The sequence below is a fragment of the Mesobacillus maritimus genome (genome assembly GCF_023715205.1).
GTDB classification, from domain to species: Bacteria; Bacillota; Bacilli; order Bacillales; family Cytobacillaceae; genus Mesobacillus_B; species Mesobacillus_B maritimus_C.
On the sequence record NZ_JAMBNR010000011.1, the window covers coordinates 65,634 to 79,040 of the forward strand.

Sequence of the window (13,407 nt, forward strand, 5' to 3'; positions counted from 1 at the left end):
CAGCCACCATCTAAGTTGGTGTCTAGCACTATTTTATTAAGTCAAAAAGAAAGGATTGTCCTTTTTATTAAAAATGTTGGTCATGGGTACCGATTTGTTCATAGATACAAAGTTGGGAAAGCAGCATCCCTAATTTATTGATATCATTAGAAGGGTGGGGGCGGCCAAAAAGGTATTCTCCCTATTAGAGTTGACTAGACTTGTAGCAAACTGGAGAAGCAAAAACAGGAACGGTGATCAAATGTTGGAAAGAAAAGATGAAATCATTTTAAGAGGGCTAAAAGAAAACAATTTAAAAAATATCGATTTAACTCTATCTAAAGAAAAAATTACCGTCTTTACTGGTCTTTCAGGGTCAGGAAAGAGTTCCGTTGTTTTTGATACGCTAGCAACAGAAAGCAGAAGGCAAATGACGTTGAACTATCCTCACTATGTCAGAAATCAAATGCCAAGGTACGAAAGGCCACACGCTGATCTTATGCAAAACTTAAGCCCGGTTGTGGTCGTGGAACAAAGGCCAATCGGGGGCAATTCCCGTTCAACCTTAGGCACTTATATGGATATCAATCCGTTGATTCGACTATTGTTTTCAAGGATCGGGAAGCCATCCATTGGTTCAGCCACTGATTTTTCGAGTCAAAGTTCCTTTGGGGGATGTCCAGAATGCGGTGGATTTGGGGAGGTCATTATGCCAGATCTAAATAAGATCATCGATTTCAACCAGTCACTCCGAGAGTATGCCGTGAAATTTAAGCCATTATCGCCCTCAGGTTGGCAAGGTAGATGGATGATGACGGGCGGATTATTCGATCCCGATAAACCGATAAAAGACTACTCAAAAGACGAACTCCAGTTACTGTTATATGGTCCACCAGAAGGTGAAAAAGTCTATGCGCCATTTCACACAAAAAACGGACCACAATCACATGAATGGGATGGATTATTGCCTAGATTTACGCGCCTTTATATCAACCGGGATGTGTCAAAGTTGAAAGAAATAACTCAAGATGACGTTTTAGCGGTTTCGACCCATTCCCTATGCCCAACCTGCCTAGGGTCAGGATTAAACCCAAAGGTATTGGACTGTAAAATAAATGGTTTAAATATTGCAGAATACGATCAATTAGAGCTCACGGACCTACTAGATGAATTAATGAACATAAAAGATCCGATGGGAAAATCTGTCGCAAGGCAAGCAATTCCGCCTATTGTTCAACTAGTTGAGATGGGATTAGGCTATTTGAGTTTATCAAGAAAAATGGGGACCTTATCGGGTGGGGAAGCTCAAAGGGTAAAAATTGCTCGTCATTTAGGAAGTAGCCTTAACAATCTTACCTACATATTTGACGAACCAAGTGCAGGACTTCATCCAGAAGAAGTGGATATGGTCATTCACATGATGAAAAAAATCAAAGCCCAGCATAATACCGTTATTGTCATCGAACACGATCTTTCTGTCATAAAAGCAGCGGATGAAATCATTGAGATGGGACCAGGAGCAGGTGCGAATGGAGGAGAAGTGGTTTATCAGGGGAAATTAGCCGGACTAAAAGACTCAAAGGCTGCAACCAACTTAAACCACAAGTTAAGGATCAACAAAAAACCTAGGAAGATAGAAGGTTATTTTACATTAAAAAATGCTTGTAATAATAACTTAAAAAAGATAAGCGTCGATCTTCCTAAAAATGTCTTAGTCTCGATATGTGGAGTATCCGGTTCAGGGAAGAGCTCCTTAATGTTCGGTGCATTTACAGAAAAGTATCCAGAAACCATCATGGTGGGGCAAGGTAGCATTGGAATTTCGAACCGTTCAACACTGGCTACCTACATGGGAATCATGGATGACGTTCGCTCGATCTTTTCAAAAGCAACAGGACAGCCAGCAGGTTTGTTCAGCTTTAACTCTTTAGGCGCCTGTGCTATTTGCAAAGGAAAAGGAGTTTTAACGCCAGACGTAGCATTTGCCGATCCAGTGACGGTTCCGTGTGAAGCATGTGGTGGTACAAGATATTCAGACGAAGCACTCTCTTATCGCTATCAAAATAAAAATATCGTAGAGATTTTAGACTTAACAATCGACGAAGCGATGAGCTTTTTTACAATGCCAAAGATCATAAAAAGAGTGAATACGCTAAAAGACGTAGGGTTAGGGTATCTAACTTTAGGACAAACAACCAGTTCTCTAAGTGGAGGCGAAATCCAACGACTTAAACTCGCAAGTCACTTGCAAAAAGAAGGACAAATCTACTTATTAGACGAGCCATCCTTAGGACTGCACGCAAAAGATAATGGAAAACTTTTAGAGGTTTTTCAAACACTCGTCAATAGAGGGAATTCCGTCATCATCATTGAACACAATCTAGATTTTATTGCGGCGAGCGACTGGGTAGTCGAATTGGGACCAGGTGGAGGAAAACAAGGTGGACACATTCTGTTTGAAGGCACACCAGAAGAGATGGTCAAGTCGGAAACATTGACCGCGAAATGGTTGAAGGATGGAGTTACAGAACAATTTTTCACTTAAAATGGGACTGCTCCTTGATAATAAAAAATCAATGGCAAGTGGAGGAGAAACCAACCGAAACTCTAACCAAACCGTAATCCTTTTCTGCATAAACATTGAGATCCATTCTAGTCATGTGGAGGGCTGTTCACTATTTGTACTTATGGCATTTACTAGGCGGGCTCTTTTTAGACGACTCTAAAGCACCCTCCGCCTAGTTCCTCCAAGACATCTCTCTACCAATTCCTATATTGAATAAATATGATCAATTAGTGTTTTTACAGTTTCCAATTCCATTCTTGAAAGAGTACGATCTTTTTCCTCAATGAGTACCTTTAATTTGCCAAAAGCTTCATAAAGATCTTTATATTCACCTTCACCGCCAACTAATTGTACTTTCCAAAGATTATGATCATAAAAATTAGTCAAATCCTCCATTTGTTTTTTTGCAACATCCCAATCCTCTTTATTTATGGATTGCTCCAAGTTTGCAATTTTCTCATCAAACTCCTCTCTGCCTAATTGATTGGTACATCCTAATAATAGAATGGCTATTAATATAATAATCGAATACTTTTTCATCTACTTGCACATCCTCCTAAATATTCGAATGGTAATTCTTATAATGTCCAATAATAAGATAGAATTTTCACTTGAAAAGGGACGGAGGATTTCAGTGCCAGAGGTTATCGTCATTTTAATTCGTTCTGTAATCGCATTTGTAGTATTGCTATTTTTAACGCGTTTAATGGGAAAAAGGCAGATTTCGCATCTTACTTTTTTTGATTATTGCGTTGGAATAACAATCGGGTCTATTGCTGCTGAAATGTCGATCGAGCAAAATGTTAAAATCTTAAACGGGATTACCTCTTTAGCCGTTTGGGGGCTTTTTCCTGTAGTTTTAGCATTTATTGGTTTAAAGTCTAGAAACTTTCAACAAATGACAGACGGAAGGCCGTCCATCATGATTAGAAATGGGGAAGTTCTTGAAGAAGAGATGAAGAAAAATCAATTGACCATAGACGAACTGATGATGTTATTAAGAGAAAAAAGTATCTTTAAAATTTCTGATGTAGAGATGGCGGTATTGGAAACCAATGGTGAGCTTAGTATCATGAAAAAAACCTCCCAGCAACCCATTACTCCACAAATATTAAGTTTGGTACTGAAGCAAGAACATGCACCAACGCTCTTAATAATTGAGGGGCAAATTTTAAATAAGAACCTTTCTGAATTGGGTTTATCGGAAGAATGGTTGAAAAAGGAAATCCAAAAACAAGGAGTATCTGATCTTAATCAAGTATTTTTAGCACAGGTTGACTCAAATAAGAATCTTTATGTGGATTTGTATAATAAAAAGTGACAGGAAATAATAATTAGATAACAAATATAAGTGATTGGAGAGCATTTTTTGAAAATATAGATGAGGTTTTCGAGAGAGGAGGGTTGTTTTTGAAGAAAAACTTATCTTTAATTGGAGCAATTTTTTTGATAATCATTTTAGTTAGTTGTGGTAATCAAACATCCGTCATCGAAGAAGATATTGAAATAGGAAGCGAAGCTACGGTTGAAGATAAGTATGCAGAAGAAAAAGGCATCTTATCAAAAGACGATGCTGAATTCTTAGTTTATAACGAGCTTAATGATGATGAAAAACAAAAGTATACCGTTGACTTTGTAAAAGAAGAAGGCACAAAATATTTCATTCGAGTTTACGAAACCGTAAATGCTGAAATAAAAGTTAAAAAGAAATTTACGGTTGACTATCATACAAAGGAAATTCGACAGACAAAGTAAATATAGACAATTTTAATGAAATAAATTGGCATCTTTATTCATGTAACGGAAGAGAACATGATGCAAAAAAGAACTTCTATATAATTGGAAGTTCTTTTTTTCTATACCCGAACCCATTTTAATGGCGCTATTATTAGATGGCTTTAAAAGTGTAAATGAAATTAAAGAAAAGTACCTTTGAAGACTGCCCTCAGTAAACTGAAAACGCTACAATTCAGGGGCTATGGCCCCATTTTTACGTTCTGCATGAAGTAAGAATTGACAGGATAAGACCTTTAGCCGTAAAGTTGCTTATGATGCAATTTAAAACGGAGGAGAACCAATGCAATTCATTAATAATCTACTTCTGGATATGGAATTAGAACCTAGATTAGTAGAGTATCTCTCAATCATCATTAAGATTCTGCTAATCGGGCTAATCTGTGTTGTAGCCAATTTTATCTCAAAGAGAATCGTGATCAGGATCATCACTCGGATCGTGACAAAATCCAAAGTTAAATGGGGAAAAATCATTTTAGATAGACAAGTTTTTCGAAAGTTATCCCATATTGTTCCTGCAATCATTATTTATTCATTTGCTTCAACCTTTCAAAACTATCAATCAACGATTGAAAAGTTGGCGATTGCCTATATCATTATTGTTGGGTTAGTGTTTATTCAAAGCTTGCTAAATGCACTAAATGATATTTATCAAACCTTTGAAATATCCAAGGTTAAGCCGATTAAAGGATATGTTCAGGTAGTTAACATTATTATCATGACTCTTGGGGTCATCTTAGTGATCTCGAATCTAATCGGGAAGAGTCCTCTGATTCTATTAAGTGGGATTGGTGCGCTTTCGGCTGTGTTGATGTTAGTCTTTAAAGATTCGTTATTAGGACTAGTGGCAGGAATTCAGTTAACGGCCAATGATATGGTTCGGGTTGGAGACTGGATTGAAATGCCAAAATACGGGGCGGATGGCGACGTAATTGATATCTCATTAAATACCGTGCAGGTTCAAAACTTTGACAAAACCATTACGATGATCCCGAGTTATGCTCTCATTTCCGATTCGTTTATCAACTGGAGAGGGATGCAAAGCTCAGGTGGTCGACGAATCAAGCGCTCTTTGTACGTAGATACAAGTAGTATTACGTTTTGTACCGAAGAAATGATCGAGAAATTTATCAAAGTTCATTACCTTTCAGACTATATTGTACAAAAGGAAAAGGAAATTACGGAGTATAATACTAAAAATGGAATCGATCGAAACAACCGTGTGAATGGTAGGGCTCTTACCAATATCGGTGTGTTTAGGGCGTATATCAGCAATTACCTCAAAAATCACGAAGGGATCCATCAGAATATGACCTTAATGGTTCGACAGCTGGCTCATAGTGAAAATGGGTTACCGATTGAAATTTATGCATTTACAAATTCCGTAGATTGGGCTGTTTATGAATCGGTGCAATCGGATATCTTTGACCATCTATTAGCCGTTGCACCCGAATTTGGACTTCGAGTATTCCAGAATCCGTCTGGTGCTGATTTAAGAAACCTGGTCGAAGAATCGAGCGACAAAGCCTTAGTTGGCGAAAGAAGTTATTAAAAGAATGAATTACTGAAACAAAACCGACTGTTTAAAAGAAACAGTCGGTTTTTTCTCATTTAGAATCTATTGTAGTGATAGATGTTAAGCTTAATTTGAAATTTAATAATCAAAGGATTCAAACAGAAACGATTGTCCGCCTCGGTAAAATCTCGGGTCATAAACCCCGATTTGTTTATCATCATCTATAATCACGACAAATGGTGACCACTGGTAGAGAGTCCTGGCGGCTGGATTTTCATTAAATAGTAAGTCTAAGTCTGCATCCTCTTTCGATTCTAATATATGCAAGGTTTGTTTCGGTTGGAAAATCCCATCTTGAAAGAGGGTGACTTTCTCATCTTGCTTCGTAATCACTTGAAAGGTAGTCGGGATAAAACCGGCTGATAAAGCAACTTGGTCATAATCATTACTGTACTTTTGGTAAAAATAGTAGCCTTGCACGCTTTGAAGAGCAACGTGCACCACAATGAGAATCCAGGCTGCTCGGAAATAAACGGGTCGGTTCACAACAGGCTTCTTTCGCGATAAAAAATAAGCGCCACCCATAATCACCCAGAAAACAAAATCAACAATCGAGATCGTTCCAAATGTAATGCGCATATCCGAAAAGGGCTCCAGATAGCCTGTGCCCCACGCATTAAAAAGGTCGCTCGTCCCATGTATGATCACTGCTACCCATCCAAGAAAAAACAATCGCCGATCTTTGACTTTAAAGAAAACGATGCAAAGAACATAGAATAGCAACGCCCATAGGGGAGTCAGAAAAATCGAGTGGGTAATTCCGCGATGCCACATTTGATACAGTCCTTCAGTATCCCAAGCTTGCGAAATCACATCAATATCCGGAATTTGGCTGGCTCCTACGGCTGTGAATAAATAAGCCATTTTTGTTCTGCGATCCATCTTTTCTTTAGGAACGGTGCCATATAAAGAAAGTCCAAAAAGGGTATGGGTAATCGTATCCACAGCTGTGTCCTCCCCTACATAATTTGTGTTCCTTATTATAGCAGAGGAGTCATTCAGAGCCCAAGTGAAAGGGTGGGCACCGTTTCTAAAATTTTCGTAAAGGAAAAAAACAGGCAGACACCATTGTACCGGTGCCTGCCTTATTCAACTCTATTTAACTACCTTTATATAAAAGTAGATATCTTGACCGTCCTTTTCGGGTTCAGTGACCAGTTGATAACCATGCTTGACTGCCTCCTCTGGAACACTTTTGAAGGATTGCGGGCAATCAGCGATGACTTGTAACACTTCACCGGCTCTCATTGTTTTTAGCGCATCCAGCGCATAAATGACGGGATAAGGTCAAGGCTCACCGCGAATATCTAATGTAAAATCAATCTCAAGCTCTTCCAACATCATTAAACCTCCTTAGTCGCAAGCTTTTGCGTTTCTTGTTTTGTAATGCCACTGCCATAACGGAACCGTTTTTCCCACCAACTTGAGAAAAGGAACCAAAGTGCTAGCATACCTAACGTTCCGAGAAGGGCTCCAGTAGGTCCCCATTCCTCGATTAAATTCACTGCCGCCCAATCTTTTGCCAGTGCGTTAAAGATTCCAAGATGATCCCAGCCATAAGCGAGAAGAGTGGCACCAATGATATTGCCTACTCCGACTACCCAGAAAAGGATTTGACCTTCCATGGCACGATACATCATTCCGGTTTCACATCCTCCGGCGAGAACAATGCCAAATCCAAATAACAATCCGCCAATGACGGTACTTGGAGCCGCGATTTTAATAATCTGGGCAGAGCCAGTTTGAATAAGGATAAAGGTAAGGACAACGCTGACCATCATCCCAACTGCGATGGCTTTTGACATCACGGCACGTCCACTAATCCACATATCGCGGAAAGCGGAGGTAAAGCAAATCTGTCCACGTTCAATCAGAATCCCAAATAGAGCGCCTGCAATCGCTCCAATTGCTAGAAGATTGCTACCTGTAACGAAAAAGTAAATAATGACTCCCACGTAAACACAAGATACAAGCAATCCAAGAATCGGCTGGAGATTCGATTTTTTTTGCTTCCGTTTTAAAGTGACTTTCCCTGCGCCCTTTTTTAGGTTCGGTTTGCCTAGCCACCATTTCGTGCTGACAACTTTAACCCCAAAGTAAGTACCAACCGCAGTCGCCACCATAAAAATCCAGGCGTGAAAGGAAAACTGCGGAACCCCGGTGAAAAAAGCAGCTAGATTACAACCAAGGGCCAGTCGGGCACCGAATCCCGCAATAACTCCTCCGATTAATCCCTGCACAAGGCGACGTTTTTGATTAGGAACACGAATTTTAAAGCTGTTGCTAAGTAAGATCATAATGAGTGCCCCAACCAGCATTCCGATGACAATCCACCCATCTGTCCGACCGATGGGCGATCCCTCGATCCCGACTAGGTCGAAGTAAGCCCATTCCGAAACATTCACACCAAACCATTGTAAAAAGTGACCACCGAATCTGGTGAACTCACCAGTTACAGCCCAAACAGTTCCCGTTAAGCCGAAGTATAGAGCACTGATCAGTCCTGCTAGACTAATAGCCACATAGGGATTCCAATATTCTTTAAAGATTTTCTGATACCAGTTCATGCTTAAGTCTCATCTCCTTCATTAGTAAAAAGTGCGAACACCCTAAACCCATTCCGAAAAACTTAAGATAAAGTTAGGACTTCATAAGTTGAAGCTAATTCAATGAATTGGGCCATTCCGCTAATTTTCCCAGCCACAAGCTGATTTTCAACCTCGTAGTAATCCACACATGTTTTACAAGCAAGAAGCTCTACACCCTTTGCTTCAAGCTCTTTTAATTGCAGAGAAACGAGGGAGCGTTCGGTTAGAGTGAAAACTCCAGAATTCATGCAAAAAACGGCCACAGGGAGTTCTTCCTTCTGCTTTAGAATGGTAAAGAAGGTTTCCAATACCCCTTCACCTAAATCTTTATCCCCTTTCCCAAGTTGATCGGATGCTAGTAATATGACTTTGTTTTTCAAGTTTTTCACCTCACTAAATTTTTTAGATGCTGATGTATGTACGCCAATTTTCCTTAGAAAGCTACAGTTGGATGAGCTAGGATCAAGCAAGATTCAAGTCCAGCCTCGATTTGATCAGGACAAAATAGGAAAAACAACTGCACCATACTGATTATATAAGTTGATAAGCCTAAATATAAATTCATTAAATCTATATCATCTAAGGGAAACAATCGATTTTATCGATAACTAAACAAGGAGGTTTCCTAGATGTGAGGTAAGTTTAGTTGGCTAACCGTTATGAGCTGTTCAGGAGTAGGCATAAATGGGGAAGCTACTGATGAGCATGAAAACTAGTTCATTTAAGGAAGGGAAATCAGAAGCAAAACCAGGTTCAGTTTTTTATCAAAAAAGCGTCTTAAAAAAAGATAAAGAATATACTAATCAAATGAAATTATTATCATACTAATAATATCGTTTTTATAAATTTCAACTAAAGGTGTTTAAATATTCAAATGTAAACGTTTTTACAGAAAAATATGAAAGTTTGAATTGACTGAATACTGTAATTCTATTATTATTCTAATATATCTAACAAATTAAACTGATATACAATTTAAAAGAGAAGTAGGGTGATCCTTATGTCACAGATGTTAGCTTTAGTTATTTTAACCCTTATATTATTTATCGGGGATTTGGTTGCAGTTCGAACAAAAGCCTGGGTGCCTTCCATTTTCGTTTGTGCTGTGTTGTTTTTATTAGGTTACTGGACCTTCTTCCCGCAAGATATCGTGGCGTTAGCAGGTGTTCCACCAGTTGTAGCGACGATGATGATGTACTTATTAATCACGAATATGGGAACGTTGCTTTCCGTTAAAGAATTGAAAAATCAATGGAAGACGATTGTGATTGCTCTTTCTGGGATTTTAGGGATTATCGTGATTTTGCTTACAGTTGGAACGCTTCTATTTGGTTTCGAGACAATGATTGTAGCGGTTCCGCCATTAGTTGGTGGTGTTGTTTCCTCATTAATTATGTCAGAAGCAGCAAATGCAGCTGGATTCACCACTTTATCGGTATTGGCGATTGTCATCTATGTGATGCAAGGATTTGCCGGATACCCTATTACATCGATTGTTCTAAAAAAAGAAGGAAAACGCTTGTTGAAGCTGTATCGTAACGGACAGCTTGAAAAGATAGAAGATGATCAGAAGGCCAAAGAAGAGGTGGCAGCTACAGTAGAAGCAGGTTCCACTCGATGGAAAATGCCTGAAAAATACAATACAGAGTTCTACAAGTTTTTCAAACTTGCTCTAGTAGCTTACCTTGCTTACCTTGTGTCAACAGTATTAACACCTATTGTCAATATCAGTCCATTCATCCTTTGCTTATTGTTTGGGGTCCTTGCTTCTAGTGTTGGTTTCTTAGAAAGACAAATCTTGCAAAAAGCTAATGGTTTTGGATTTGCCCTTTTAGCTTTAATGCTGTTTATCTTTGACGGTTTGAACAAAGCTACACCGAGTATGATGGTAGAAATTTTATATCCACTTTTCGGCACAATCATAATCGGTATCATTGGCATGTACATCTTCTCATTCATCGCCGGGAAAATATTAAAGGTGAGCAAGGATATGGCGTTTGCAGTTTCATTAACCGCATTATATGGTTTCCCAGCAGACTATATCATCACCAACGAGGTTATCAAGTCATTGACAGAAGATGAGAAAGAAAGGGACGTTTTAACAAGCCATATGTTACCACCAATGCTTGTTGGAGGATTTATAACCGTAACAATTGTATCCGTTGTATTAGCTGGAATATTCGTTAGCTTCTTATAGACAGGAGCGAATCAGCAGCCTAATTAAGTTTTTATAGGCTGAAGCCAAATGGAAATCTGATCGGCGTAAAAAGTCCGAGTGGCTAAGGCACAAGGAACCCTTTCATTTCACAAATCGGATGTATGCGAGGGGTTGGTTGATCCCTCGCATAAGCTTTTATACGAAGATTTCAGAGGTGAGAGGTACCTACCAGCTAAGGCGGGTAAAAACTGGAGGGAATATCATGAAGAAATTAACAGAACGGATTGAGCATCATATTGAAGAATTGAGTAAATACACGGCGACACCTGGAAATGGAACAACTCGGCTTTCATACAGTCATGAGGATTTACAGGCGCGTAATTACATCAAGCAACAAATGCAGGCATCCGGTCTGACCGTTCGCGAAGATGGCTTGGGAAACATATTCGGAAAGTTGGATGGCACGATAGAAGGTGCGCCTAGTGTCATGATTGGTTCTCATTTTGACTCGGTTCCCAATGGTGGTGCATATGATGGACCTGCTGGAGTGGTTGCTGCCTTCGAAGTTGCAGAACTTTTCCATCAAAACAACCTGAAACCCAAGTATCCACTTGAAGTGGTGGCACTAGTTGAGGAAGAAGGGGCCAGATTTGGCGGCGGGCTCATGGGGTCAAGGGGAATGACAGGTTTGCTTAGTGAAGAGGAGTTTAAGAGTTTAACAGACAAAGATGGAATCTCAACGGTCGAAGCGATGCAAAAAATTGGCTTAGATTCATCGCTACCGAAAGAAAGAGACTCCAAAACCATGAAAGCTTTTCTTGAATTGCATATCGAGCAAGGTCCGATTTTAGAAGAAAAAAACATTTCAATCGGCGTCGTGGAAGCAATTGTTGGGTTAACTCAATTTGAAGTAACGGTTACAGGAAAAGCAGGACATGCGGGCACAACCCCAATGGACCGGCGTACAGATGCATTAGTCGCTGCGGCGAAAATCATTAGTCAATTGCCAGAACTTGTAATCCAAGAAGGCAACGGAACAGTGATCACAACAGGTCGCTTAAATGTGTTTCCAAATGGGGCAAATGTGATCCCAGATAAAGTCGTGTTTACCGTGGATATCCGCTCTGGAAAAGAAGCAAATGTTCAGAACATAATTAAAAACATGCACGAATTATTTGGTACCCATAATCAAAATGGGATAGAAGTTGTAGCTGAGCAGCGATTATACATGCAACCAAAAGAGTTAAATCAAGGCATTCGCTCGCTTTTAAAAGAAAGTAGCACGGAGCTTGATATCCCGTACTGTTCGATCGATAGTGGGGCTGGACATGATGCGATGGTCTTTTCTGATTTTACAGATGTGGGGATGTTGTTTATTCCAAGCAAAGCAGGTCTAAGCCATTGTCCGGAAGAATGGTCGGATGCAGAGCATATTGCCCAAGCGGTTGAAATTTTCTACGAAACAGCAAAGAAGTTAACGGAGGTTGAATCAGAATGATCCATCAAAAAGTAAAAGAAGCCATAAATCATTATAGTGAAGAACTAACCGCTTTACGAAGAAAATTACACAGTGAACCTGAGCTTTCTTGGCAGGAAGAAAACACAACAAAGTTTGTCTGTGCGTATCTTGAGAATCTGGGGATAACTTATCATCGGACAGAACCAACCGGAGTGATTGCTGAAATTAAGGGAGGGAAGCCAGGGAAAACGGTGGCGCTTCGTGGAGACATGGATGCCTTATCTGTTCAGCAGCTTAATAAAGACTTGTCTTATGCTTCAAAAGAGGATGGGAAAATGCATGCTTGTGGCCATGACGCACATACTGCCATGTTGTTGATTGCCGCAAAGGCCTTGAACGAGGTGAAAGACGAGTTACCTGGGAATGTTCGATTGATTTTTCAACCGGCTGAAGAAGTGGCAGAAGGAGCAAAAGCGCTTGTTGAGCAAGGGGCAGTGGAAGGAGTCGACAATGTGTTTGGCATTCACATTTGGTCGCAAATGCCTACCCATAAGGTAAGCTGTAGCCCTGGACCTTCCTTCGCTTCAGCGGATCTGTTTACCGTAACTTTTACAGGAAGAGGTGGTCACGGGGCGATGCCACAAGATTGCATTGACGCAGCGATTGTTGCTTCGGCATTCGTCATGAACGTCCAACCGGTCATTTCAAGAACGATTGATCCGCAGCAACCAGCCGTCTTAACGGTAGGAAAAATGACGGTTGGCACTCGTTTCAATGTGATTGCGGAAAATGCAGTCATCGAAGGCACCGTCCGTTGCTTTGATCCAAGTACGCGAGACCATATTGAAAAACAGCTAACGCATTATGCGGAGCAAGTAGCTGGAATCTATGGGGCAAAAGCAAAAGTTGAATACACTCGTGGGACACAGGCCGTAATCAATGATGAATACAGCGCGAACCTTGTTCAAAAGGTCGCTGCTGAAGCCTTCGGAGAAGAGGTCGTCTATGATGAAAAACCAACAATGGGTGGCGAAGACTTTAGCTTCTATCTTGACGAAGTCCCTGGAAGCTTTGCGCTTGTTGGCTGCGGGAACCCAGAAAAAGATACAGAATGGGCACATCACCATGGCCGCTTTAATATTGACGAGGATGCCCTCGCCACAGGAGCAGAGTTGTATGCCCAGTACGCTTGGGCGTATTTAAATGAATAATTTCTGTGAATGATCGTGATAAATTAACCTTCGTTTCCTCTTCTACAGCTATTTAGAGAGGAAAGCGAAGGTTTTT

13 protein-coding genes are annotated in these 13,407 nt (G+C 40.2%); 8 read left to right on the top strand and 5 right to left on the bottom strand.

All coding sequences use genetic code 11. The annotated features are described in order from the left end of the window. Nucleotides 1-241: 241 nt before the first annotated feature. The gene (locus M3182_RS16410) at nt 242-2,524 is read left to right on the top strand and encodes an ATP-binding cassette domain-containing protein (RefSeq protein WP_251559033.1); all 2,283 of its coding nucleotides are present in this window, start codon (nt 242-244) and stop codon (nt 2,522-2,524) included. A 225-nt stretch (nt 2,525-2,749) separates the two neighbouring features. On the opposite strand, the gene M3182_RS16415 is transcribed toward M3182_RS16410, so the two are convergent. Continuing rightward, nucleotides 2,750-3,085, bottom strand: coding sequence for a DUF4363 family protein (locus M3182_RS16415; protein WP_251426039.1), 336 nt, complete (start codon nt 3,083-3,085; stop codon nt 2,750-2,752). A gap of 94 nt (nt 3,086-3,179) precedes the next feature. Here M3182_RS16415 and M3182_RS16420 point away from each other — a divergent pair, with 94 nt between their 5' ends. The 3 genes from M3182_RS16420 (at nt 3,180) to M3182_RS16430 (ending at nt 5,891) form a co-directional block, all read left to right on the top strand. Further along, nucleotides 3,180-3,866, top strand: coding sequence for a DUF421 domain-containing protein (locus tag M3182_RS16420; protein ID WP_251426041.1), 687 nt, complete (start codon nt 3,180-3,182; stop codon nt 3,864-3,866). Between the two features lie 89 nt (nt 3,867-3,955). Next, entirely contained in the window at nt 3,956-4,300 is a 345-nt protein-coding gene (locus M3182_RS16425) for a hypothetical protein (RefSeq protein ID WP_251559035.1), read from the top strand. Between the two features lie 322 nt (nt 4,301-4,622). Next, nucleotides 4,623-5,891: a mechanosensitive ion channel family protein gene (locus M3182_RS16430; protein ID WP_251426044.1), complete on the top strand. Its 1,269-nt coding sequence runs from the start codon at nt 4,623-4,625 to the stop codon at nt 5,889-5,891. A gap of 102 nt (nt 5,892-5,993) precedes the next feature. Here the strand turns inward: M3182_RS16430 and M3182_RS16435 are convergent, their stop codons facing one another. The 4 genes from M3182_RS16435 to M3182_RS16450 form a co-directional block, all read right to left on the bottom strand. Next, nucleotides 5,994-6,860, bottom strand: a complete 867-nt coding sequence (locus M3182_RS16435) for a metal-dependent hydrolase (RefSeq protein ID WP_251426045.1) — start codon at nt 6,858-6,860, stop codon at nt 5,994-5,996. Between the two features lie 150 nt (nt 6,861-7,010). After that, nucleotides 7,011-7,190, bottom strand: a complete 180-nt coding sequence (locus tag M3182_RS16440) for a sulfurtransferase TusA family protein (protein ID WP_349774416.1) — start codon at nt 7,188-7,190, stop codon at nt 7,011-7,013. A gap of 68 nt (nt 7,191-7,258) precedes the next feature. Further along, nucleotides 7,259-8,482, bottom strand: coding sequence for a selenium metabolism membrane protein YedE/FdhT (yedE, locus tag M3182_RS16445; RefSeq protein WP_251426048.1), 1,224 nt, complete (start codon nt 8,480-8,482; stop codon nt 7,259-7,261). 62 nt (nt 8,483-8,544) lie between these two features. Continuing rightward, nucleotides 8,545-8,883, bottom strand: coding sequence for a DsrE family protein (locus M3182_RS16450; protein ID WP_251559037.1), 339 nt, complete (start codon nt 8,881-8,883; stop codon nt 8,545-8,547). A 304-nt stretch (nt 8,884-9,187) separates the two neighbouring features. On the opposite strand from M3182_RS16450, the gene M3182_RS16455 reads away from it, so the two are divergent. From M3182_RS16455 to M3182_RS16470, 4 genes are all read left to right on the top strand, one after another. Beyond that, nucleotides 9,188-9,331: a hypothetical protein gene (locus M3182_RS16455; protein WP_251559039.1), complete on the top strand. Its 144-nt coding sequence runs from the start codon at nt 9,188-9,190 to the stop codon at nt 9,329-9,331. Nucleotides 9,332-9,503: 172 nt separating this feature from the next. Then, nucleotides 9,504-10,700, top strand: a complete 1,197-nt coding sequence (locus tag M3182_RS16460) for a hypothetical protein (RefSeq protein WP_251559041.1) — start codon at nt 9,504-9,506, stop codon at nt 10,698-10,700. Between the two features lie 223 nt (nt 10,701-10,923). Next, a complete protein-coding gene (locus tag M3182_RS16465) occupies nt 10,924-12,159 on the top strand; it encodes a Zn-dependent hydrolase (RefSeq protein ID WP_251559042.1) in 1,236 nt (411 codons plus the stop codon). Then, a complete protein-coding gene (locus M3182_RS16470; protein ID WP_251559044.1) occupies nt 12,156-13,331 on the top strand; it encodes a M20 family metallopeptidase in 1,176 nt (391 codons plus the stop codon). The genes M3182_RS16465 and M3182_RS16470 overlap by 4 nt, the downstream gene beginning before the upstream one ends. The last annotated feature ends 76 nt before the right edge of the window (nt 13,332-13,407 follow it).

What these genes read in the sequence shown, in the direction of transcription:
- M3182_RS16410 (WP_251559033.1), top strand. Translation starts at nt 242, where the DNA reads ATGTTGGAAAGAAAAGATGAAATCATTTTAAGAGGGCTAAAAGAAAAC.
- M3182_RS16415 (WP_251426039.1), bottom strand. Translation starts at nt 3,085, where the DNA reads ATGAAAAAGTATTCGATTATTATATTAATAGCCATTCTATTATTAGGA.
- M3182_RS16430 (WP_251426044.1), top strand. Translation starts at nt 4,623, where the DNA reads ATGCAATTCATTAATAATCTACTTCTGGATATGGAATTAGAACCTAGA.
- yedE (WP_251426048.1), bottom strand. Translation starts at nt 8,482, where the DNA reads ATGAACTGGTATCAGAAAATCTTTAAAGAATATTGGAATCCCTATGTG.
- M3182_RS16455 (WP_251559039.1), top strand. Translation starts at nt 9,188, where the DNA reads ATGGGGAAGCTACTGATGAGCATGAAAACTAGTTCATTTAAGGAAGGG.
- M3182_RS16460 (WP_251559041.1), top strand. Translation starts at nt 9,504, where the DNA reads ATGTCACAGATGTTAGCTTTAGTTATTTTAACCCTTATATTATTTATC.
- M3182_RS16465 (WP_251559042.1), top strand. Translation starts at nt 10,924, where the DNA reads ATGAAGAAATTAACAGAACGGATTGAGCATCATATTGAAGAATTGAGT.
- M3182_RS16470 (WP_251559044.1), top strand. Translation starts at nt 12,156, where the DNA reads ATGATCCATCAAAAAGTAAAAGAAGCCATAAATCATTATAGTGAAGAA.